The organism is Shewanella sp. 10N.286.48.B5 (assembly GCF_002874355.2).
GTDB lineage: Bacteria > Pseudomonadota > Gammaproteobacteria > Enterobacterales > Shewanellaceae > Shewanella.
Genome location: NZ_MCVG02000001.1, coordinates 2872896 through 2896088, shown reverse-complemented (window position 1 = coordinate 2896088; position 23193 = coordinate 2872896). Strand labels below are relative to the sequence as shown.

The following is a 23193-nucleotide window of genomic DNA, read 5'->3' as shown; positions in this document are numbered from 1 at the left end:
TAAAATGTTGAAGTTTAAAATGATAAAAAACTTCACTTGGTCAAGGCAAAGGCTGATATATGTATTTTTACTCCTTTTGCTAGCGGCGATATTGCCGGTTATTGTGCAAAAAGGCATGGCCAGTGCGTATCATTTTAAATCCCGATTCTATATTGATCATTGGCAGAAAAATAACCCTCCTACCCAGCTTCAATACTCAGCGGCATTATTGGCCGCTGATAATGCTTATAACCTTGATAGTAAAAACCCTCACTATTTATTGACCTTGGCAAAAGTCATGGAGTGGGGCGTATATGCAAATTTTGCCGCTGCCAATAACGCACTATTTAACCAGTTATATACCAATGCCATTTCCCAAAGGCCGACATGGCCTAATGCTTATAGTGATTACGCATATAATTTAGCCTTCATTCAGCATGATGTGTCACAAGTATGGCCTTTATTAGATAAGGCTGTACTGTACGGTCCTTATACCCCTGAAGTATTGCACCAAATTCTAGCCATCGGTTTTGCATATTGGCCTCAGTTAACCCTAGTACAAAAGAAAAACGTTTTTGAAACGGCGCGGATTTCAGCTATGGCTAGCTGGGACGTGCGCACTGATTTGAAGCGCTTAGCCACGCAATATGACATGACGCCAATAGTATGTACCTACTTTAAATTTATCACCCCAGAGTTTACTCCCAAAGATAAAAACTGGGTTGAAAAGGAACTGTGTCGTTAATGGATACTCTTGCCAAACCAACGAAGGTTTTCAGCGGACGCTTTGATCATTTTATGATATTGGCTCTGTGTGTGGTGATTATTTGGATGCCAATCCCTTTAGGCAGTAATCGTATTTGGGCGTTGGCGATCCTTGAATTTACAACAATATCACTGGGGATAGTACATCTTGGCTATTGCCTGAAGCATGATAGTGCATTTTTTCGCTACCAGTGGCAAAAGCAATTATTGCTCCCCCCAGGGCTGTTATTGATATATTTATTTTTACAGTATCTTAATTGGCTTCCAGGTATTGATAGTGTCGACCCTTACCAGACTCAACAACAACTCCTTAAGACTCTGTGTTATTCAATTTTTATTTTCTTATTAAGCCAATATTGTCAGCATTCTAAAACCTTAAGGTGGCTGTTTATAGCAATTATCTTATCAGGGTGTTTGCAGGCTTTTTATGGGGTGATTCTGAATCTACTGCAGTTAGATGCCTCGCCCATTTTAGGTTTTAGTGATGGCGAAAAGGCCCGTGGATCCTTTGTGTATCAAAATCATTTTGCTAATTATTTAGCCTTATGTTTAAGCATTGCGTTTGGTTGGCTGTTATCAGAGCTTAAAACCACTAAGCACGATCAAGATAAGCGCGCCATGCTTATCGGGATGATATCAACACTATTAAGTCGAAAATTAATTTTACGTTTAGCAATCGTGTTGATGGTTATAGGACTAATAATGAGCCGTTCGCGGATGGGCAATGCGGGCTTTTTTGCTGCTTTAGGCCTGATGTCGGTTATTGCATTATTTATTTACCGCCGCCCGCCGACATTGTTTAAACCCTTAGTTATCAGTATTTTTATTTTAGATTTGATTATTGTTGGTTCGATTTTTGGGATTGAAAAAGTTAAGCAGCGCTTAGCTGAGACCAGCTTTGCTTCAGAAACCCGCGATAATGTGGTTATTGATAGCTTACCTATCATTCAAGATAATCTTTTTACAGGTACAGGAGGAGGCAGCTTTTATACGGTTTTTCCGCAATACCAACCCCAGTTTTACTCTGGTTTTTATGATCATGCCCATAATGAATATGTGCAATTTGTAATTGAGTATGGTGTTGTTATGACGGTGATATTAGGCGCTTGGGTGTTGTATTCGTTTTGGCTTGCTTGTCGAACAATGTATCTACGCAATAACAAGCTTTATAAGGGTATCGCATTTGGTTGTGCTATGGCTATCGTATATATGCTCTTGCATATCTCGGTTGATTTCCATCTACAAGCACCAGCCAATACGTTACTGTTTTTAACCATAATAACCCTGTGTTGGTCGGTTCGTTATTTACCTTCTGAGCCTCAGCGAAAGGCTCGAAAATCATTTTAGTTTTACTTTTACTATACAATTTAGCGCTAGTTAAATAAGGATATTTTATGAAAGTTGTCATTCCCGTTGCAGGTTTAGGCACGCGTATGTTGCCAGCTACCAAAGCCATACCTAAAGAAATGTTACCCATTGTTGATAAACCCTTAATTCAATATATTGTTGATGAATGTGTCAGTGCGGGAATTAAAGAAATTGTATTGGTGACTCATGCCAGTAAAAATGCAATTGAAAACCACTTTGATAAATCTTACGAGTTAGAGTCAACCTTAGAAAAACGGGTTAAACGTCAGTTATTACATGAAGTGCAGTCTATTTGCCCTAAAAATGTCACCATTATGCATGTGCGTCAGGGTGAGGCTAAGGGCTTAGGCCATGCGATATTATGTGCAAAACCCTGTATTGGAAATAATCCATTTGCAGTGGTGTTGCCCGATGTCATTTTAGATGCCTACTCAGCGGATCAGCGAACTGAAAACTTAGCTTCTATGCTGGTGCGTTATCAGGAGTCCCAAGCCAGTCAAATTATGGTGGCCCCTGTACCTGATGAGCAAGTGAATAAGTACGGCATTGCAGATTGCGCTGGTGAAACCGTGATGGCTGGAGAGTCAGTCAAAGTGTATAAAATGGTTGAAAAGCCTGCAGTGGGTCAAGCGCCGTCAAACTTAGCCGTGGTTGGTCGTTACGTGTTGTCCGAAAAAATTTGGGATTTACTAGCCCAAACGCCGCCGGGCGCAGGGGATGAAATTCAATTAACTGATGCTATTGATATGCTGATTAAATCAGATGCGGTGGAAGCTTTTAATATGACGGGTAAATCCCATGACTGTGGCGATAAGCTTGGTTATATGAAAGCGTTTGTTGAATACGGTTTGCGAGATGCTAAATATGGCGGCGATTTTAGTCGTGAAATTAAACTGTTATTAACCGAATACGACTAATGTAAGTTAATGAAATTGTGATTTATATACTGTTATATGCGGTGCTACCGAGCCAGCCCTAGCGTCTTTGCTTGAAAAGGCTGACAAACTAAAACCTAATCTTCGATACTGTTGCGGCAATAACGCTAAAATGGTGTTTGAGGTTAGGTTTTTTTGTACCTAAAATTTATGTTAATAATATATAAAACAGAGTTTTATGTTGTGTGGTCGAGGTATGGGTAAAGAGCCCAATCAAAGCCATTATATTGTTGGATAGTCCTCCGCTAAACCGCTAAGCTTGCTGATACTTCATAATCATTTAGTCGGTGAGTTAAGCTAACTTTACTTGGCGCTCAATTCTGAACGCGAAGGCATAGTTCGCCATTTCCTATCTAATTCGTCTATTTTTTAGCTTTTTAATTTATTTTAATAAGTCTAGCAATCTTAGAAATCAACTACCCCTAAGTGAGTGTGGCTTAAGGTTATAGTTATCAAGGGGTTTTTATTGGTATTTGATGGTTTGACTTTATTTTGTCTTTTACGAAGGGTTAGATCCATCAAAATGTATTAATCGGATTGTATGTATATCCCTATGATGTTTTCCAAGGAAGCGAAAGACACAAGGTATCACTGGTCAAACGGTCGGATTGAAAGGTTCAATCTGGATTCAGCAGTGTTAATTCTAGCAAATATGCCAGTCAGTTCGCTCCACCTAATTCTTAATATGTAAACTTAACCTGTAAGGCAGCAATGATTATGAATATCATCCAAAATCTTTTTGCTATTTCGCCCTATATTGCGTTGTTTATTACTCTGGCACTTGGTTATCTGATCGGCAAAATTACCATAGGACGTTTTGTTCTTGGTGGTATTGCAGGTACCTTGTTGATGGGAGTATTAATTGGCCAATTTGGTGTGCAAATAGACCCAGGTGTCAAAACCATCTTCTTCGCATTATTTATTTATGCGGTAGGTTATCAAGGTGGGCCTCAATTCTTTGGCGCGCTTAACTTCAAAACTATCAACATTTTACTTTCCGCTGTCGTGATGACGGTAACCGGTTTAATTACGGTATTAGTGGCAGCTAAGTTATTTAGCTTAGACAGTGGTACTGCAGCAGGTCTTGCTGCCGGTGGCTTAACGCAATCAGCCATTATTGGTACTGCTGGTGATGCGATATCTCAATTAGGTGGCATGACCGAAGAAGCTAAAAGCTTGATGCAAACCAATGTGGCTGTGGGTTACGCCGTAACATACATCTTTGGTTCGTTAGGCCCAATTTTAATGGTGTCATGGTTAATTCCGACCTTTATGAAATGGGATATCCGCGAAGAAGCACTAAAGCTAGCTGAAAAAATGTCTGACGGTAAGCCTGAGCTGGCGCCAGGTGAATTTAATGCGATGACAGATCTTGTGTCACGTGCTTATAAAATTCCTACAGACAGTCGATTAATTGGTCAAGATATTCAAACTGTAAACGGTGATCTGCTTGATACCGCTATCGAAATGATTTCACGTGATGGTCAAAACATTGAAGTTGATAAATCAGTGGTGATAAAAGCGGGTGACATCTTAGTGGTAACCGGTCTTCGCCAAGCTATCGCTGGACACATAGAGTCTGCCAAGCATGAAGTGGCATTACCACGTGGCACCGTATTAATTGAAGAAAATCGTCAACTTGTTGCTAATGACAAGCAATTAATTGGTAAAACACTTGCACAGATTAAAGCTGAAACTAACGTGGATACCTTACGTGGTGTGTATGTTACCGACGTGATCCGTGGTGGTAACTCGCAAAATATTTCAGCCGATTTTATCGTCCATAAAAATGACATTATTCAAGTCACTGGCTCTGCAAAAGATATTAACCGTATCGAAAAAGGCATCGGTAAGCGTTTAGTTTCATTATTTTCAACTGACTACGTACTGTTTGGTTTAGGTATGGTAGGTGGCTTATTAATTGGTCTGATTAACTTCGAAATAGCCGGTATTCCAGTGACAATTGGTTCAGGTGCAGGTTGTTTGATTTCAGGTTTATTTGTGGGCTGGTTACGTAGTCGTAAACCAAATATGGGATCACTGCCACTGGGCGCTTCAAACTTCTTACGTGACTTTGGTTTAGCGGTATTTGTTGGGGTTGTCGGTTTACAAGCAGGACCTCAGGCAATCGATATGGTTAAAGAAAACGGTTTAACCTTATTGTTCCTAGGTGTCGCGGTAACCATTATTCCACAAATTATCTCTTTCTTTATCTCTTACTACGTATTGAAGATTAAGAACCCGATTGAAGCACTAGCTTGTGTTGCAGGTGGCCGCAGCGCTAATCCAGGCTTTGCAGCTCTACTTGAAAAAGCAGGTAATGCAACACCGGTATTTGCTTTCACGGTCACTTACGCCATTGCCAATGTATTACTCACCCTTTGGGGTCCAATCATTGTCGGCATTATTTCAACCCAATAATTACCCTAGATAGTCGATGAGAGTGACGTCTCCTCTTATCGACTATCACCCCAAATTCACCCTTTTAAATTGATAAATAGGTAAAATATTATGACTACATCAAATACTCAAACTGTACCAACAATCGATTTCACTAAATTTGCCAACTTAAGCCCATTTGAATTAAAAGATAAATTGATTGAAGTGGCTAAAACCGTTCCAGATCGTATTTTATTGGATGCGGGCCGCGGTAACCCCAACTTCTTGGCCACCTTACCTCGTAAAGCATTCTTACGTTTAGGCGATTTTGCTATCGAAGAATCAGAGCGCAGCTACTCATACTTAAACGAAGGTTTTGGTGGTATTCCGGATGGTGTTGGCGTTGTTGAACGTTTTGACACTTTCGCAAAAGAAAACCTAAACAGAGATGGCGTTAAGTTTTTACAAAAAGCAATTAGCTATGCTAATGACCGTTTAGGTATTGATAAGCAAGCTTTTTTACACGAATTTGTAAACGCGTTTTTAGCCTGTAACTACCCTGTGCCTTCACGTATGTTAACCAACATTGAAAAAGTGGTTAAGCAGTACATAGGTGAAGAAATGTATGGCCCAATGCCAATGACAACTGACTTTGACCTGTTCGCTACTGAAGGTGGCACTGCGTCTATGACTTATACTTTTGCGACAATGTTCAACAATGGTTTACTTAAAAAAGGCGACAAAGTGGCGTTAGTGACGCCTATCTTTACCCCTTATTTAGAGATTCCAGAGCTTGCTGAATATGAGTTAGAAATTGTTGAATTACGCTTAGACGAAAATACATGGCAGTTACCACAATCAGAAATTGAAAAATTAGCTGATACCGGTATCAAACTATTGTGTGTGGTTAACCCTGCCAATCCTGCATCGGTTAAGTTTTCAAACGATACGTTAGACCGTTTAACTGACTTTGTTAACACACAGCGCAAAGATTTGTTCATCATCACTGATGACGTATATGGCACATTTGCAGACAACTTTATTTCGCTATTTGCCAAACTGCCATACAACACCTTATGTGTGTATTCATTCTCAAAATACTTTGGTGCAACCGGCTGGCGTTTAGGTACTATCGGTATTCATTATGAAAACGTATTTGATGATGCAATGCGTGCGTTACCAGAAGCGCATCAATTACAGTTAGATAACCGTTATAAAACACTGACACCTGAACCAAGAGACATTAAGTTTATTGACCGTATCGTTGCCGACAGTCGTGCTGTAGCCCTAAACCACACAGCTGGTTTAGCATTACCACAACAGGTGCAAATGGCATTATTTTCATTAAGTTGTTTAATGGACTTGGAAGATAATTACAAAGCAGCTTGTAAACGTATTATTCGTGAACGTTACATCACATTGTATAAAAACATGGGTGTTGAAATTGAAGAAAACGAAGACCGTGTTGATTACTACACCCTACTAGAGTTAGATGCTTTAGGTGGTAAACTTTATGGCGATGAGTTTGTACAATGGTTTAAAGATAACAATAAAGGTCAAGACTTCCTCTTTGTGTTAGCGTACAAAACAGGGGTAATTTTATTACCAGGTAAAGGATTTGATGTTGTTCATGCTTCAGTGCGTGTATCACTAGCTAACCTAACTCACTACGATTATGAGTTAATTGGTCGTGCGACAAGAGTCGTACTTGATGGCTACTATGCAGAGTATCAAGCAAGCTAGTTAATCAATACCGCAGTTAATCAGTCAAATATTGACTGATGATTGAGAAATGAAAATGCCAATCTTTTGATTGGCATTTTTTATGCTTGATTGAAAAATTTTGTACTATATTTCACAGCTATACAAAGTATTAAAACAGCAACAAAGCTTAATTGGGCAAGATTGCGACATGGTGTATTAGCTGCGTGATACTAGAGCAAATGAATTAAGGGAGTATCTATGGGAACGATCAGGTTGAATTCTATTGTTATTGGCCCATTGCTGTGTATGCTGCTGACGCCTATGGCTGCTGTTGCTAATGATAATGCTGAAGATAGCGTTGCCAATGAGCCAAGCTCATTAGTGCCAAATTTAAAAGAAAACCAAGCACCTTTAACCGTGAATAAAGGCAATTTTGTGGCAGCGCCCATTCCGTTTTCAAATCCGACCATTGATTCAGGTTTAGGCGGATTAGTGGGCTACTTTTATCCACAAACCGCAGAGCAAAAAGCGGTACAACCTCCTTCTGTTACCGGTATCGCAGGGTTTTATTCCAGTAATGACAGCTGGGGCGCGGCAGTTGGTCATGCCAGTTATTGGGATAATAATAACTGGCATTTAAAAGGTGGGGTCGCCTATGCCGATTTAAAGCTGCCGTTAGTGTCAACCGAGTTGCTTGGTTTACCTATCGACGTTGATTGGGATATTTCTGGCTACGGTGCACTGCTTGAATTGGAGCGACGCATTAGTGGTAATTGGTTTGTCGGAGTTAATGGGGTATTCATTGATTTTGAACAAGACTTTAATGTTAACATTAGCTCCATCGATTTCGATTTACGAAATGAAATTGTCTCCGCAGGACTTGGTGCTGGGATTATTTATGATTCTCGTGATGTGCCTACTAACCCTTATGATGGTTATTACTTTAAGCTCAACGGCACTTTTTTTGATGATGCCATTGGCAGTGATACCAACTTTGAATCTTATTCATTAGAGTTTGATGGTTATTTTCCTGTGCATGAGTCGATAACCGTGGCTTATAAATTAAAAGGCTGTTTGAAAGAGGGTAACGTGCCGCTATGGGCAGCTTGTCGTTTAGGGTTACGTGGTTTTTCATCCACTGAATATATGGCCTTAGGTGCCATTGAAACAGAAGCTGAAGCCCGTTGGCGTTTTCATAAGCGCTGGGGATTAGTGGGTTTTATTGGCGCAGGTAAATTGGATGATGTGAATCATGCGGATAAATCTGATGATATCATTCCTTCATACGGTATTGGCGTGCGCTTTATGCTACAACCAGCAGAGCGAATCAATTTACGCTTAGATTATGCTCGCTCATCCAATAATAATGATGCGCTTTATCTTTCTGTCGGGGAAGCATTTTAATATCGTTATTTTAGTCTATGACTTACATTAGATGTTGTTTATATTGGTTGTCGTTAACTGATATTCTTTAAATGTAGATAGTTAATTATTCTTAAAACATAAATAAAAGAGAGTGTTATGAAAGGTGTCATTTCGATCCAGTCGCATGTTGTTTACGGGCATGCAGGAAATAGTTCAGCAGTATTTCCTATGCAGCGTATGGGTTTAGAAGTTTGGCCTATTCATACAGTGCAGTTTTCAAATCATACTCAGTACCAACAGGGCTGGACTGGGCGGGCTTTTTCTGCCGATGATATTAATGAGCTGGTGGCGGGTATTGGTAACATAGGTAAGCTTGCAGATTGTCAGGCGGTGCTATCAGGTTACCAAGGTAGTGCTGAGCAGTGCCAAGCAGTGATCCAAACCATTCAAACGGTTAAAGAGATCAATCCTCAGGCTATTTATGTGTGTGATCCTGTAATGGGTGACCCTGAAAAGGGCTGTATTTTGGCTGATGGTATTACTGAGCAATTAATTAAACAAGTTATGCCTCTGGCTGATGTGATTGTACCTAATCAATTTGAGCTGAGTCAGTTCACTCAAATGGATATTACCAATCTTGAGCAAGCTAAAGCAGCTTGCCAAAAAGCATTGTCTTTAGGGCCTGATATTGTGTTGGTTAAGCATTTACACAGCATCGCTGATGAGACATTCACCATGATGCTGGCAACCCAAGAGGGTTGTTATATCAGTCAGCGTCCACAACTTGAGTTCGTAAAACAGCCAGTTGGTGTTGGTGATTTAATTTCGGCGTTATTTACCGCAAGTTTAGTGCAAGGCTTATCTGCTGTTGAGGCATTTGAACATGCAACAGATGCTTGTTATGGCGTGTTAAAAGAGACCGCCCATCAGCGCCAGTGGGAGCTACAAACTATTGCAGCCCAGCAAGAGCTGGTCACACCTTCAGAGCACTTTAAAGCGATTAAAGTTTAGTGGTTTAGGTTTATAGGTTGAGCTTTAATGATTTGGCTTTAATAAATAAGTATCGCAATGTTTAGTTATAAGGCCTTTGACCTAACTGAATAAATCAGAGCTAAATAAAAACCACGCTAATTAGATTAAGCGTGGTTTTTTGTTTAAATGGCATAGCTATTATCTGAATTAAGAATTTTAAGACGCTTAATTTACGGCTGTTTATTCAGTACCTCATCAATATCAGCTGCACTGTGGCGATTAGGCAGTTGCTCCCATTCTTCGCCCCATGAGCGATTGACGATACGACCACGCTTTACTGCTTGGCGCTGGGCAATAATATTGGCCCAACGAACTAAGTTCGGATAGCTTGCGACATCTAAAAACTCTGCAGCATCATAAAGATGGCCCAGCACCAAACTGCCGTACCATGGCCAAATTGCCATATCGGCAATGGTGTATTCATCACCGGCAATAAAGGCATGTTTCGCTAATTGCTTATCAAGCACATCAAGTTGACGTTTGGTTTCCATAGCGAAGCGATTAATCGGGTATTCAAATTTTTCTGGGGCATATGCATAAAAGTGACCAAAGCCGCCCCCCAGATAAGGCGCTGCTCCTTGAAGCCAAAATAACCAATTTAGCGTTTCTGTGCGCAGAGCAAAGTCTTTTGGTATGAAGTGACCGAACTTATCTGCTAAATAAACTAAAATCGCGCCAGACTCAAATACTCGCACCGCTTTAGCACCTGAGTTATCGGATAATGCTGGAATTTTAGAGTTTGGATTGATATCAACAAAGCCTGATGAGAACTGCTCACCTTCGCCAATATTAATCAAGTAAGCATCGTATTCTGCCTCTTTTACCCCTTTGGCTAGTAGCTCTTCTAGAATGATGGTGACTTTCTGGCCATTTGGTGTGGCTAATGAATGCAGCTGAATTGGGTTGCTGCCAATAGCTAATTCTTTTTGGTGACGAGCGCCTGAGTCTGGTCGGTTAATACTTGCCCATTGACCACCGTTTTCTTGATTCATGGTCCAGACTTTTGGTGGTACATATTCGTTGCTCATGATGTTTCCTTATCTGTGTCACTATTCTGTTTTAAAAGCATGTGTTTTAAAAGCGTGCGTTGTTATATGCACGGGTATAAATCAGATATTGGGACTAATACGAAATTAACAATGATAAAGCTCATAACCATTGGTTATTGTTCAGCTGCGAATATCATATGGATTGACTGTTACTTTAAAGTGGGTTCATTACATAACTTAAAGATAAAAAATGCCAGTCAATTGAACTGGCATTTTGGTTTTTTAATCAAGTTTGATTAGCTCTGATTATTGCTTAACTACCAAATACGCACACGTTGATCTTCTGGTAGGTACAGCTTGTCACCAGGTTTAACATCAAAGGCTTTGTACCATGCATCATGGTTACGTGGCGCTAATGCGCGGTAACGCCCTGGCGCGTGAGTACCTGCACGAAGCTGACTTAACATACTTTGCTCAGTACGTTTTTCTTTCCACACTTGCGCCCATGCTAAAAAGAAGCGTTGATCGCCTGTAAGGCCATCAATAATCGGCGCTTCTTTGCCGTTTAAACTCAGTTGATAAGCGTTATACGCCATGGCTAAGCCGCCAACATCACCGATATTTTCACCAAGGCTATTACGGCCATTAACGAAGTTTTCTGGGATTGGCTCATATAAACTGTATTGCGCTGCTAGCTGGTCAGCTTTAGCATCAAATGCCGCTCTATCTGAGTCGGTCCACCAATTACGCTGAATACCGTTGGCGTCCGATTTTGAGCCCTGGTCATCAAAACCATGGCCCATTTCGTGGCCAATAACGGCGCCAATGCCGCCGTAGTTCACTGCGGCATCTGCGTTAGGGTCAAAGAATGGTGGCTGTAAAATTGCGGCTGGGAATACAATCTCGTTGAATGAACTATTGTAATAGGCATTGACAAATTGTGGCGTCATGCCCCAACGGTTACGGTCGGTTTTTTGTAGCTCTTTAGCGACGCTGTCAGCATGAAAATATTGACGTAGGTTGTGGATGTTCGCCACTAAATCTTTGCTTGTCAGTGATAAACCATCAAACTGTTGCCATACATCTGGGTAACCAATCTTTGGTTTAAATGCGGCAAGTTTAGCGTGTGCATTGACTTTAGTTTCAGCACCCATCCAATCTAGGCCATCAATACGTTGACCGAGAGAAGTACGTAAGTTCTCAACTAATTCCGCCATTTGCTGTTTTGATGATTCAGGGAAATAACGTGCCACATACACTTTACCAATCGCAAAACCTAATGATTGCGTGCCCGACATTTCAGCGACTGCGCGTTTCCAGCGTGGTTTAGGCTCTTCTTGCCCGCTTAACTCTTTACCGTAAAAAGCAAAGCTGGTGTTGTAGATGTCTTCAGATAATAATTCTGCATTATTACTGATGGTGTGGAACTTAAGGTAATCCTGCCAAACATTAAGTGGCTGCTGATTAATTAAGGCAATCATTGCTTTAACTGGCTCAGGCTGTGAGATATTTAATTGTGGAACTTGATAGCCCGTTTGTTCGATAAATAAATCCCAATTAAAGCCTGGGTATTGCGCTGCTAAATCAGCACGTTTAACTTGGTTGAGGGTCAGGTCGCGGTTACGGCGCTTTTCTCTTGGCCATTGACCTTCAGCAATTTTTGTTTCTAATGCCAGTATGGCTTCAGCGCGAGCGCTGCCATCTTTGATACCAGTGAAAGCCAGCATGGCTGTAATGTGCTCAACATAGGCTTTGCGGATGTTAACGAAACGTTCACTGTCTTCTAGATAATAAGAACGGTCGGGTAAACCTAGACCACCTGCGCCAATAGACATTTCATATTGATCTGGATTGATGCGATTAAACCACATGCCACCATAAATTGGCGATGCAGCATCGGTTAACCAAGTTTGACCGAAGACTTTGGTTAAGTCGTCGGTGTTGTTAATGTTGTTGATGCTATCAAGGGTTGCTTGAATTGGGCTGACACCCAGCTTATTAATGGTGTTAGTGTCCATGTAAGCATTATAAAAATCAGCGATAAGTTGCTCTTCAGCATTTAAGTCATTGCGGCTGGTTATATCATCAATGATTTCTTTAACTTGGGTTTCACTGCGCTCAGCTAATGCTGTAAATGCGCCATAACGAGTTTTATCTGCTGGCATGTCAAAGTTGTCATACCAAGTACCACTGGCATACATAAAGAAGTCATCACCGGGTTTAACTGCTTCATTGCGGGCGCTTAAATCAACCCCAAAGCTACCAAGCTCAGCTGCGCCTTTGGCTTGGGCAGTGACTTCTGCTGCTTCATTAGTGACTTTGACATCAGATGTACCGCATGCGCTTAAAAAACTGGAGGCGAGGGCGAGGGCGATTAAGGACTTTTTCATTATTATCTTCTTCCTTGTTGGTAATTAAAGTATTTATAGAGCGTTTTTTAGATAAAAATTAGCTAACAATATTGTTAAGCCAAGGGGAAATGTCAACCTTGTAATTGTTAGCAAGTTTGAGCAAAGCATTGTTGGGCGTTAAGTTATTCGGCTAGAAGTAGTAACACCATGCTTTAAAGCTTGTTTGGGCGGTGAGTTTTAACCGCAGTTAACGGGCGCATATTAATCTGCGCGTAGTTTGTGTATAACTAGTTTATGCTATTCACTTTCAGCGTTTTAGGCTAACGATGTCAAAAATACAAACTGCGAATAAACAATCGATTATCATTATTTTAAGCTTATTGTTAGCAACGGTTTCAGCTGTTAGCTATATCAATAAAGCTAACGAAAGCCATACTCCAGAAACGTGGACCTCATTCGTGTATAAAAATGGTTATGAATCGGCAAGTTATCTTAGGCAAGATGGCTTTGATGACTATGCTTCTTGCAAAGTGTACTCCCAAGATATGTCTGCCACTTATCAGAATGCCCCTTGGCAATGTGGGTCTAAATGCCGTTTTGATTCAATGAGGCAAGGTTTTGAATGTGAGTCGATGATTAACGATTAATCAGTAGTTGCCGCTAACCTCTTAGATTGAAATCAAGTTATTTGCCACGTATCATGCGCTTTTTCATCATATTGAATATTATGCGCCACTTAAAAACCTGTCATCACTCTGACACACCTATCGAGTTTGTTGCTGCTAATCAACCACATATGCTGACGCGAATTGCTGCTAGAGCAATTGTATTAAAAGGTAATAATATTTTGATGTTATATACCGAGCGTTATCACGATTACAGCTTGCCAGGTGGCGGTGTTGATGCCCATGAAGATATTGAGCAAGGGTTGATCCGCGAGCTACAAGAAGAAACCGGTGCGAAATCTATTAGCAATATTACCGCATTTGGGGTTTATGAAGAGTATCGCCCTTGGGATCGTGATGGCTATAAAGTGATAAACATGCTGAGCTACTGTTTTAGCTGTGAGATAGATAGTGAGCTGGGTGAGACCCGATTTGAAGCCCACGAAATTAGCAACGGCATGCAGCCTGTATGGATTGATATTGATGAAGCGATTCAGCACAACCTTAATACCATTGCCAATAGCGCTAAAAAAGGTTTATCCATTGAACGTGAAACCTTTTTACTTAAGCTAATTAAAGCTGAGCTTATCAATAGCTAGCTTTGAGCTAAGAGGATACTTGGGGTCGTAGAGTTAGTGTTGAGCTAATAATGGTTACTCAACATATTCCTTTAACGCCCAGCAAATAACGTAGGGGCGTCGTCATTGCGGCGAGTATGGTTATAACTGCTTAGTGCTTAATTGCTAAGCTCTTTAATAAATAGCTACCTTGCTACTTTTTGAGATGTGAACGTTCTTTTGAATTTCCAAGTATGGACGGCGATCACAAAAATGGCTTTTGCTTGCAGGTTTATTAATTAGTAATTAAGCAACAGTTTTGAAATACAGTTTTCATAGAGACTGACTAAATTATTGAAATAGCTGTTTTATTAGTGGCTTAAGCTTTATTGATAGGGGCGATTTGATGTCACGCGAATGATTATTTCTTTTGGTTGGTAATATATCTACAGTTTAATGATTTGAGTAACGCAACCCCGACCTTGGTATAACTCTGGATAGCTTGACCAATGTTAGTAACTACCTGACACTCTATGCTAACCAAATACCCTACCAAGTATGGATAATAAAAAATGCTAATTTTCTTTATTTGTATTGCGATGTTAGTCCTCGCTTATAAATTCTACAGCCCTTTTGTTGAGCGCCAAGCGGGCATTGACCCAAATGCAAAAACACCTCAAACACGTTTTGACGATGGGGTTGATTACGTCAAAGTTCATCCCGTTAGAGCGTACCTTATTCAATTTTTAAACGTTGCTGGTGTCGGGCCAATCTTTGGTCCTATCCTGGGGGCATTATACGGTCCAATCGCCTTAGTGTGGATTGTATTGGGTAATATTATTGGCGGCGCGGTGCATGATTACTTCTCTGGAGTTATGAGCATCAAAGAAGACGGTAAAAGCTTACCTGAAATCGCCGGTCACTATTTTAATGTGTACTTTAAAGGGGTGATGTTGGTATTCACTGCGATGTTATTGTTCTTCGTTGGTGTGGTGTTCATTATGAGTCCTGCGGGACTGTTAAGTAACTTAGAGTTATTTGAAGGTACCATCTTGGCTAACAATACCTTTTGGGTATTGGTTATTTTAGGCTATTACTTCTTAGCGACACTGTTACCCATTGATAAAATTATCACTAAATTGTACCCATTATTTGGTCTACTCATGATTGTGATGACAGTATCAATTGCAGTGGCACTGCTTATCAGTGCGCCGCAATTGCCCGAGGTTGCTGATATTTTTGCTTATTTTGACCATAGCCATTACAACAATGATTTACTAGAGCCAAATCCTGATGGTTTACCAGTTTGGCCGTTATTATTTGTCACCATAACTTGTGGTGCCATTAGTGGTTTCCATTCTACTCAAGCCCCTATTATGGCTCGCTGTTTAACCAATGAAAAATATGTTCGCCCAGTTTATTATGGCGCAATGATGTCTGAAGGTATTGTTGCTTGCGTATGGGCAACAGCAGGTATTGCGGCTTTCCCTGGTGGATATGTTGAGCTTAAGAGTATTCTTGATGCGGGTGGGCCTGGCCTTGTAGTGAACCAAGTTGCGAGCACTTATCTTGGCGTTGCTGGTGGTATTATGGCGATTATTGCTGTAGCAATTTTCCCGATAACCTCAGGGGATACCGCGTTCCGTTCATTACGTTTGACCATCATTGATGCGTTTAAAATCCCGCAAAGTATGCGTAACCGTTTGCTATTAGCCATTCCAATTCTGGTGATTGCATACTTTATGACTAAGATTGATTTCTCATTAATCTGGCGCTATTTTGCCTTCTCCAACATGTTACTTTCAACCAGTGTACTGTGGTTGGCAACTAAGTACTTATTTAACCGTGGTACTTTCCATTGGATTGTGAGTTTACCTGCAATCGTCGGTACTTCTATCACAGTCTCTTATATTATGACTGCGGGTGTTGGCCTTGGTTTACCACAAGAGTTAAGCCAGCCAGTGGGTATCGCTGTTGGGATTATATGTTTAGTAGGGCTGATTATTGCCCACAGTAAACGTAAAGTCGCGCACGCTTAATAGGCTCTGATATCGGCTAATTCAGCAATGATTTAAACGATAGATGATAACAATTAGGTGATCGCAGTTAAGCAATCACATAAAAGATGTTATTTAAGCCCCAAAAACCGATGTATGCATCGGTTTTTTTATGCCTAAATTGGGTCGTACAGCAAGTTAAAAAGCCAGCTTAGAAGTCAGTTGATGATCAGTAATAGCGATTAGCCATTGTATTCACTGAGTGTGGTCAATTTGACGTATCCCAAAAAATGAAGGGCAAGGTAGATGCTGCTATCATGCCCTTTATTAAGGCTAGCTGCGGTTAGGTTTATTCATCTTTATTGATAATCGGATTACACACACCTGTGCCCGTTAATGCAATATGGTTGAGGTTGTTTTTAATCACTTTAGAACCAACATTGAATGAGGTTTCAGGTCGACTGATGAGGTAACCTTGCACACAATGAATGCCCAGTTTTTTGATTAATTCAAATTGAGAGGCCACTTCAACGCCTTCAGCAACCACTTTTAAATCAAGGGTTTTCCCCAAGTTACTAATCGAATCTAAAATCTTTTCGTATTTAGGGTTAATAGTAGCTTGGTCAATAAACAGCTTATCAATTTTGATCACATCAACGGGTAAATTAGCCAATGTTGAAAGGGAGCTAAAGCCAGTGCCAAAATCATCGATGGCAATTAATACCCCTTGGCGGCGTAGTTTTTGTAAATCATTAATAATAGTGTCAGATGCATGGATTAAACATGATTCTGTTATTTCCAATAATAATGCTCTAGCTGGTAAGCCTGTTTTCGCTAAGGTGTCCATAATCCAGTCGTATAACGGCACATGCTTTAATTGCACCCCTGAGATATTCACTGAAATTCGGACTTTATTCATGCCGGCATTGTGCCAAGCTGACATTTGGCGACAGGCTTCAAATAAAATCCAGTTACCCAGTTCAATGATCAAGTTTGAGTCTTCTGCGATTGGGATAAATTCAGTTGGGGTGATTGGGCCTTCAATAGGGTGATTCCAACGGACTAAGCATTCGAAGTAATCGATACTGCAGTCATCAACGCTGACAATCGGTTGAAATGATAAGCTGAAATTTTGGCTGGCAATGGCTAAACGCATTTCTTCGAGTAGGTAGTGATAGCGGCGAATTTTATTACCCATTTCTGGCGAATAGACACGAAAAATACCGCGACCATCGGCTTTGGCGCGGTACATGGCCACATCGGCCATTTGTAATAGTGTATTGGGGTTTGATGCGCTGTCAGGGTAGCTAGCAATGCCAATGCTAGCACCAATTTTTATGATTTTATTACCAAGTACGAAATCTCGTTCAACTTCTTGTAGCACGTTTTTAGCGACTTCCACTGCACGGTTGTCATCGTCAATGTGATCAATAAAAATAGAGAATTCATCACCGCCTAAGCGGGATAGATTTAGCTCTAAATTTACCCCAGAGCCGATATAGCTAAGGTCATGGTTTCTGATCACTGTGGATAATCGATTGGCAACTTGAATGAGCACTTCATCGCCAAAGCTGTGGCCAAAGGAGTCATTAACCTGTTTAAATCCATCTAAGTCTATGAATAGTAAGGCTTGTTTGGTGCCATCTTTTTGGGCGCGTTGTAACTGTTTTTCTAAGTGTTCAAGGTAGGCATGGCGATCGACAAGACCGGTGAGCTTGTCTTGAAATATAGTTAACTGGGTATCAATATTTTGTTGTTTTACATGCCTATTTAACTCATTTAATGCCACGCTAATGTGTGACAGAGTATTGTTAGTGTGATTGTTTGGCTGCTTTATTTTGAAGGTCGCTAACAATTTATCGGTTTCATTACTGATAAATTCAAGTGATGCACTGTTCTTCTTATCAGAACTGGCTTTGATATAAAAAGGGATAAAGCAGGCAAATAGAAACATGAGTAGTAATGGCACATTACTGAACATCATCATAGCGCCAAACACGTCTGTGACCTTGACTACGGTGAGTTCATTGTCATCCCGAGCCAGTACCGCAAAGTAATGCTGCCCAGATTTCACGATATCATTTTCTAAAAACAGCCACTTTTCCCAATTGGAATTAGTATCTATGACATTGGCAGGTGCAATCTTAATTACGTTGTGGTGAAAATTTTCAGTATGAATAGCATCGATACCCTGGCTAAAACTTAACACCAGTAATACGTTCATCATCATCAAAAAGCTAATTAACATGAATACGAACTTTGAAATTTTAGTCATAAAGAGTCTTAGTAAAGTGTGCCGATTGAAAATCGTATGATGTTCGCATTTTGTTTACGGTAGTTGGCAATTTTGTTTCAATGATGTAGCGGCTGAATTATAAGCTCATTAATACGGGGATACAAGATTTTTTGGGTTATCGAATTGTTAAAAAGTGCAATAAATATAATGTGTTACGAATGTGACAAAGCTTTTTCTGTGGACGAGGGGAGCGTTTTAACCAGATTTGTAACTGGCTTTAAATTGGCTTTTTTTACAGTGCAATAAGGTGAAGTAATAATATGAATTAGCATTATATTCGGCACTATAGCCAATTGGCTTTGACCCGTCAGTTATTTGCCCAACATAGATGGCACAAAAGTATTAAGGTAATAGCACTGCTTCGGTTAACTTTATCGCGTCACTGTTACAAAAATCCCACCGCCCATTAATGGCGATAGGATTTATTAATCGGCGAGGCATGGTCTAGGTAGTTACACCTTGTCTAGCTCAGTTGTAATTGCCAGTTACCATTTCTTATAAGGTAAAAATTTACCATTCATGGTCACTAATACGCGATCGCCTTTGGGATCTTCAATTTTATCAATGTTTAAACTAAAATCGATTGCGCTCATTATCCCGTCACCAAATTTTTCATGGATCACAGCTTTCATCGGCATACCATACACCTGCATGATCTCGTAAAAGCGATACACCAATGGATCGGTAGGCACTGTCGGGCCTAAGCCTTTAAGTTGGGAGTTGGTTAGTGGCATCATTTGCTCTGCTTCGATACCTAAGGCTTGTGCAATTTGAATTGCTTCAGCTTCAGATGCACAGGCTTGGCCGTAGCATAATGCCGCCACCCAGACCTCATCTCGGCCCACCATCTGACCTATATCATTGAAGGTGAGTTTTTGTGCTTTTTTGGCAGCTAAAATCGTTTTACTTAGGGTGTTGATTTCCATAGTGCAGCTCCAGTTTAAGTGACATAGTTAAGGTAAAGTTAATTAGCACATCAGCGAAATATTAATAGCAAGATGATGAGACTTAAGATTGCACAAATCCCTTGCCAGAACTTAACAGGCTCGCGCTCGATAAGTGGGGCACGGGTTTTATTTAAAAAAGCTTGAGTGGGATGACGCAAGTCGTATAAGTATTCTGATAATTCACTGTAGCGTTTATAAGGATTAGGATGGAGCGCTTTTTTTAACGCATCATCAATCCAGGCCGGGATGTCGCGCTCATCATCCAGTACTGATTGATATACCAAGCGGTTTTGCGCCGCTTTGGTCCTTGCTTGGGACATCTTACCGTCGAAGGGTAATTTGCCGCTGAGCATTTGATAGGTGATCACCGCCAGTGAAAAGTTATCAGCCATATGGGTGATAACTTCACCTACAAAGTATTCGGGGGCGGTATACTGCACTGTGCCGAGAATATCGGCATGTACGATTGGGGATGATATTTCAGCAAGACCAGCTACTTTGGTGGCGCCAAAATCTATGATTTTTACCATGCCATTAATGTCAATCATGATGTTTTCAGGGCGTAAATCTTGATGGATCATTTCTTGCCGATGAAAAGCCCGCAAGCCTTTAGCTATTTGCTCGACAATATCACGCACGGTTTCAATAGCGGGTTGTGGATTATCTAACATCCACTGGCTCAGGGTAATGCCTTCGATGTATTCCATGGCTACATAGAGATAATTACGCTGTTTAGTGGGCGGACAAGGCTTAAGGATATGGGCATTATTTAGCCTTCTGGCAATCCACTCTTCCATTAAAAATCGTTCAAGATAAGCAGGATCACCTTGTAAATCTATTGATGGTGTTTTAATGACAACTTTTTCTAGGTTGTCGATATCCATGGCCAAGTACACATGGCTGCGACTGCTATGGTGCAAAGCCCTGAGGATTTGATAGCCGTCAAAATTCATTCTGGCATCAAGAATAGGTGGAAAAGGTTGTTCGGTGAGTTTTTGTAAAGCTTCATCAGCGCTTTGCAGCGGCAAGTCATCAATGCGGATAATTTGAATGGTTAAATTGTCTTGGCTGCCATTGGCCAGTGCAACCTCTGCAATGACTTGGGCGGCAATATCTAAGGCTTGATGATGTAATTTTATTAATGAGTTAATTTCGTCTTCGGAAATAAATTCATAAATGCCATCGGTTGTTAAGATAAAAGTATCACCGAGTTCTAGTGCCTTAGCATCATAATCGATTTCTAAGAAGGGGCTGATACCTAGGCCGCGATTAAGGTAGCTTTTATGAGCGTTTATCCACAGGCGGTGATCTTCAGTAAGCTGAGTTATTTCATTATCCCGCAACCGATAAATGCGGCTATCACCAATATGAAATATATGGGCAGTGGTCGATTTGAAGACCATCGCGCTTAAAGTGCATACATAACCACGATCGTTATCAAATCGATGTTCACTTTTTTGGGATTGGGAATAGAGCCAAGAGTTTGTGGCGGTTAGCACCTGAGCGGCGGACTTTTTAACCGACCAAGATTCTGGCGTGCAACTATAGTCATCTAAAAAGCCCCTTACGCTAGCTTCACTGGCAATTTGGCTCACATCACTACTACTGATCCCATCAGCAATGGCAATAGCAATGCCCTTAGAGGTCAATAGTGGTTGCTTTGGGATCGTGGCGCCATGAAAATCTTGATTGATTTCCTTAATGCCTTTGTTGGAATATTGGCCTATTGAAACGGTGAGCTTTCGAGTCATATATTTTCTTATTAAGCTAAAAGTAATGGCTCATCAGCGCCAATCATAAATACTTGCTTTTAAGTGCAACTAACATTCCAAAACGTGGCCAGTGCGCAATGTTAACTCAGTCAAAAGGCTAACAAGTTATAGCGTTGCAGCATTACTATTGCCTAGCGGTAACTAAGTTAAACCAATGAAAGTCTGTGATGGCGCTCAGTTGGTCGTTTGCTTTGTTACGTAATGGTGCAGTGCGAATAATTAACGCACTTAAATAGATCGAAATAGCGGCTGTGACTGGCTTATTGGCTTTGGGGTTAAAACATTATCCATTAGCAATAGTTAATTTAACGGGCTGTGTTTTATATAACGGTTTATATCTTTAAAATCAGTATAATTATACTTAAGCTAATTAACTGTGGAACACGCTGTGCTTACAAAAATACTGGTAACCTTGTTAGTGATCGTCGCTTGTGTGCTGTACATACGCAGCGGTCGTGGCACAAAGAAAAAGCCGGCTTTAGTGTCAATGGGCAGTGATTCTTCACCGCTATTTTCAAAGTTGATTATTTATCCGATGATCGCCGTTTCGATGCTAGTAACTGCAGCCTTTTGGGGCTGGTCATGGTATGACGATAATAAAATTGTGCAAGTGACCATTTCATCGCCTGTTGAAGCGATGTCGGCAACTTATTATGTGCGCAAAAAAGACATTGAAGCGCAGCGTATTACCACTGTGGATGGCATTCAAATTCGCTTATCTAACCAAGAGCGTATAACGGTAGCGGCACCTACTACGAAGTGATTTTCAGCTCGACTCGATGAACAAGTTATTTAGTTTTTCGTTTGCCATTGCAAACAAAACCTCATAAAGCATTTGAGTAGTGGGATTTGGTATTTGTCTTTATGTACTAGCAATCAGAAACAAATGGGCGGCATTACTGCCGCTGCAATACCTTATTGATATCAAGGCTGAACACTTGATTGCCATTGCAAACAAAACCTCATAAAGCGTTTGAGTAGTGGATTTTGGTATTTGTCTTTATGTACTAGCAATCAGAAACAAATGGGCGGCATTACTGCCGCTGCAATACCTTATTGATATCAAAGCTGAACACTTGATTGCCATTGCAAACAAAACGTCATAAATCTTTTGAGTAGTGGGCTTTGGTATTTGTCTTTATGTACCAGCAGCCAAAAGCTGCGCGGCATTTCAATTGGTTGTTTGAGTAAACTAACTCGACCACTTTCTATAGCATATTGCGCGGCTAAGGTGGATAAGCAACCTAAGCCCAGCCCTGCTGAGACACTGCTAATTAACGCCTCTGTAGTATTAAGCTCAAAGGCCAGTTGCCAGTGTTTAAGTTGTGGTGCCAGCGTATTGATAAAGCATTCTCGCGATCCGGAACCTGGCTCTCTTAACACCCAATCATGATTGTCTAAATCGTTAATAGTTACCTTTTCAAGCTTAGCTAGAGGGTGCTCAGAAGCACTAATAACACACATGTTATCGGCACTGAAGGGCACAGAGAGGAGATCAGGGTGGTAATTATCTCGTTCAATTAAGGCGACATCTAGTTCAAAATCAAGCAGTTTTTGGCAAATAGTAGCGGAGTTTGAAATGAATAAACTTTGGCTGAAGTGTTGCTGTTGCTGGCGAAACTGGCTCAGTAAATAAGGGCTAACATGGTTGCCTATGGTGTCACTACTACCAAGCCTGAGTTTACCGCTATTGGCGTGCTCATCATCAAAGAGGGTATTGATTTGCTGGGCGCGATCCAGTAATTCATCGGCCAAAGGCAGCAGTTTTTGACCTTCTTGATTAAGGATAAGTCGATTATTTACGCGATCAAATAGTGGCTGTCCTAAGTGTTTTTCAAGCTCTGCTAGCGCCATGCTTACCGCCGCTTTTGATAAGTATAGTTTTTCAGCTGCTGCAGTTAAGGTGTTGTGCTGAGTAATAGCGTTAAATACATTGAGCTGCCGCAAAGATATCAGTATCGCCATGGTGTTATCATCCCCGCTTTTCATGGTTATCATTAGCGCTGACTTAGGTTTAACGCCAGTTTGCTTTTATTGTCAGTTGTTTTGTTGATGGCCTAATTATACGTTCAATTAAACTTAACGCATGTTT

At 40.8% G+C, this 23193-nt stretch carries 17 protein-coding genes; 11 read left to right on the top strand and 6 right to left on the bottom strand.

Features of this window, described 5'->3' with window-relative positions; genetic code table 11:
• The first annotated feature begins 4 nt into the window (after nt 1–4).
• The 7 genes from BCU57_RS12485 (at nt 5) to pdxY (ending at nt 9506) form a co-directional block, all read left to right on the top strand.
• Nucleotides 5–724, top strand: coding sequence for a hypothetical protein (locus BCU57_RS12485; protein WP_102439063.1), 720 nt, complete (start codon nt 5–7; stop codon nt 722–724).
• Nucleotides 724–2091: an O-antigen ligase family protein gene (locus BCU57_RS12480; protein ID WP_102439061.1), complete on the top strand. Its 1368-nt coding sequence runs from the start codon at nt 724–726 to the stop codon at nt 2089–2091. The genes BCU57_RS12485 and BCU57_RS12480 overlap by 1 nt, the downstream gene beginning before the upstream one ends.
• Before the next feature lie 47 nt (nt 2092–2138).
• Entirely contained in the window at nt 2139–3029 is an 891-nt protein-coding gene (gene galU, locus BCU57_RS12475) for a UTP--glucose-1-phosphate uridylyltransferase GalU (RefSeq protein WP_102439059.1), read from the top strand.
• Nucleotides 3030–3764: 735 nt separating this feature from the next.
• Complete coding sequence (gene aspT / locus BCU57_RS12470; protein ID WP_102439057.1) at nt 3765–5468, top strand: aspartate-alanine antiporter; 1704 nt, start codon at nt 3765–3767, stop codon at nt 5466–5468.
• A 90-nt stretch (nt 5469–5558) separates the two neighbouring features.
• Nucleotides 5559–7169 carry a bifunctional aspartate transaminase/aspartate 4-decarboxylase gene (locus tag BCU57_RS12465; RefSeq protein WP_102439055.1) on the top strand — a complete coding sequence of 537 codons (1611 nt, stop codon included), beginning with the start codon at nt 5559–5561 and terminating at the stop codon, nt 7167–7169.
• 219 nt (nt 7170–7388) lie between these two features.
• Nucleotides 7389–8534 carry a BamA/TamA family outer membrane protein gene (locus BCU57_RS12460; RefSeq protein ID WP_102439053.1) on the top strand — a complete coding sequence of 382 codons (1146 nt, stop codon included), beginning with the start codon at nt 7389–7391 and terminating at the stop codon, nt 8532–8534.
• A gap of 117 nt (nt 8535–8651) precedes the next feature.
• On the top strand, nt 8652–9506 hold the full coding sequence (gene pdxY / locus BCU57_RS12455) for a pyridoxal kinase PdxY (RefSeq protein ID WP_102439051.1): 855 nt from the start codon (nt 8652–8654) through the stop codon (nt 9504–9506).
• 191 nt (nt 9507–9697) lie between these two features.
• On the opposite strand, the gene yghU is transcribed toward pdxY, so the two are convergent.
• Together yghU and BCU57_RS12445 are read right to left on the bottom strand one after the other, a co-directional pair.
• A complete protein-coding gene (gene yghU, locus BCU57_RS12450) occupies nt 9698–10555 on the bottom strand; it encodes a glutathione-dependent disulfide-bond oxidoreductase (protein ID WP_102439049.1) in 858 nt (285 codons plus the stop codon).
• Nucleotides 10556–10833: 278 nt separating this feature from the next.
• Entirely contained in the window at nt 10834–12906 is a 2073-nt protein-coding gene (locus BCU57_RS12445) for a M13 family metallopeptidase (RefSeq protein ID WP_102439045.1), read from the bottom strand.
• A 287-nt stretch (nt 12907–13193) separates the two neighbouring features.
• On the opposite strand from BCU57_RS12445, the gene BCU57_RS12440 reads away from it, so the two are divergent.
• From BCU57_RS12440 to BCU57_RS12430, 3 genes are all read left to right on the top strand, one after another.
• Nucleotides 13194–13514, top strand: coding sequence for a hypothetical protein (locus BCU57_RS12440; RefSeq protein ID WP_102439043.1), 321 nt, complete (start codon nt 13194–13196; stop codon nt 13512–13514).
• Between the two features lie 80 nt (nt 13515–13594).
• Complete coding sequence (locus tag BCU57_RS12435) at nt 13595–14131, top strand: NUDIX hydrolase (protein WP_102439177.1); 537 nt, start codon at nt 13595–13597, stop codon at nt 14129–14131.
• Between the two features lie 530 nt (nt 14132–14661).
• Nucleotides 14662–16128, top strand: a complete 1467-nt coding sequence (locus BCU57_RS12430) for a carbon starvation protein A (RefSeq protein ID WP_102439041.1) — start codon at nt 14662–14664, stop codon at nt 16126–16128.
• A 307-nt stretch (nt 16129–16435) separates the two neighbouring features.
• On the opposite strand, the gene BCU57_RS12425 is transcribed toward BCU57_RS12430, so the two are convergent.
• From BCU57_RS12425 to BCU57_RS12415, 3 genes are all read right to left on the bottom strand, one after another.
• Nucleotides 16436–18361, bottom strand: a complete 1926-nt coding sequence (locus BCU57_RS12425; RefSeq protein WP_241901124.1) for a putative bifunctional diguanylate cyclase/phosphodiesterase — start codon at nt 18359–18361, stop codon at nt 16436–16438.
• A gap of 506 nt (nt 18362–18867) precedes the next feature.
• Entirely contained in the window at nt 18868–19308 is a 441-nt protein-coding gene (gene cynS / locus BCU57_RS12420) for a cyanase (protein WP_102439039.1), read from the bottom strand.
• A 50-nt stretch (nt 19309–19358) separates the two neighbouring features.
• A complete protein-coding gene (locus BCU57_RS12415) occupies nt 19359–21080 on the bottom strand; it encodes a bifunctional protein-serine/threonine kinase/phosphatase (protein WP_102439037.1) in 1722 nt (573 codons plus the stop codon).
• A gap of 409 nt (nt 21081–21489) precedes the next feature.
• On the opposite strand from BCU57_RS12415, the gene BCU57_RS12410 reads away from it, so the two are divergent.
• Nucleotides 21490–21864, top strand: a complete 375-nt coding sequence (locus BCU57_RS12410) for a hypothetical protein (protein WP_102520808.1) — start codon at nt 21490–21492, stop codon at nt 21862–21864.
• Between the two features lie 299 nt (nt 21865–22163).
• On the opposite strand, the gene BCU57_RS12405 is transcribed toward BCU57_RS12410, so the two are convergent.
• Nucleotides 22164–23090, bottom strand: coding sequence for a LysR substrate-binding domain-containing protein (locus BCU57_RS12405; protein WP_372004499.1), 927 nt, complete (start codon nt 23088–23090; stop codon nt 22164–22166).
• Nucleotides 23091–23193 lie beyond the last annotated feature (103 nt).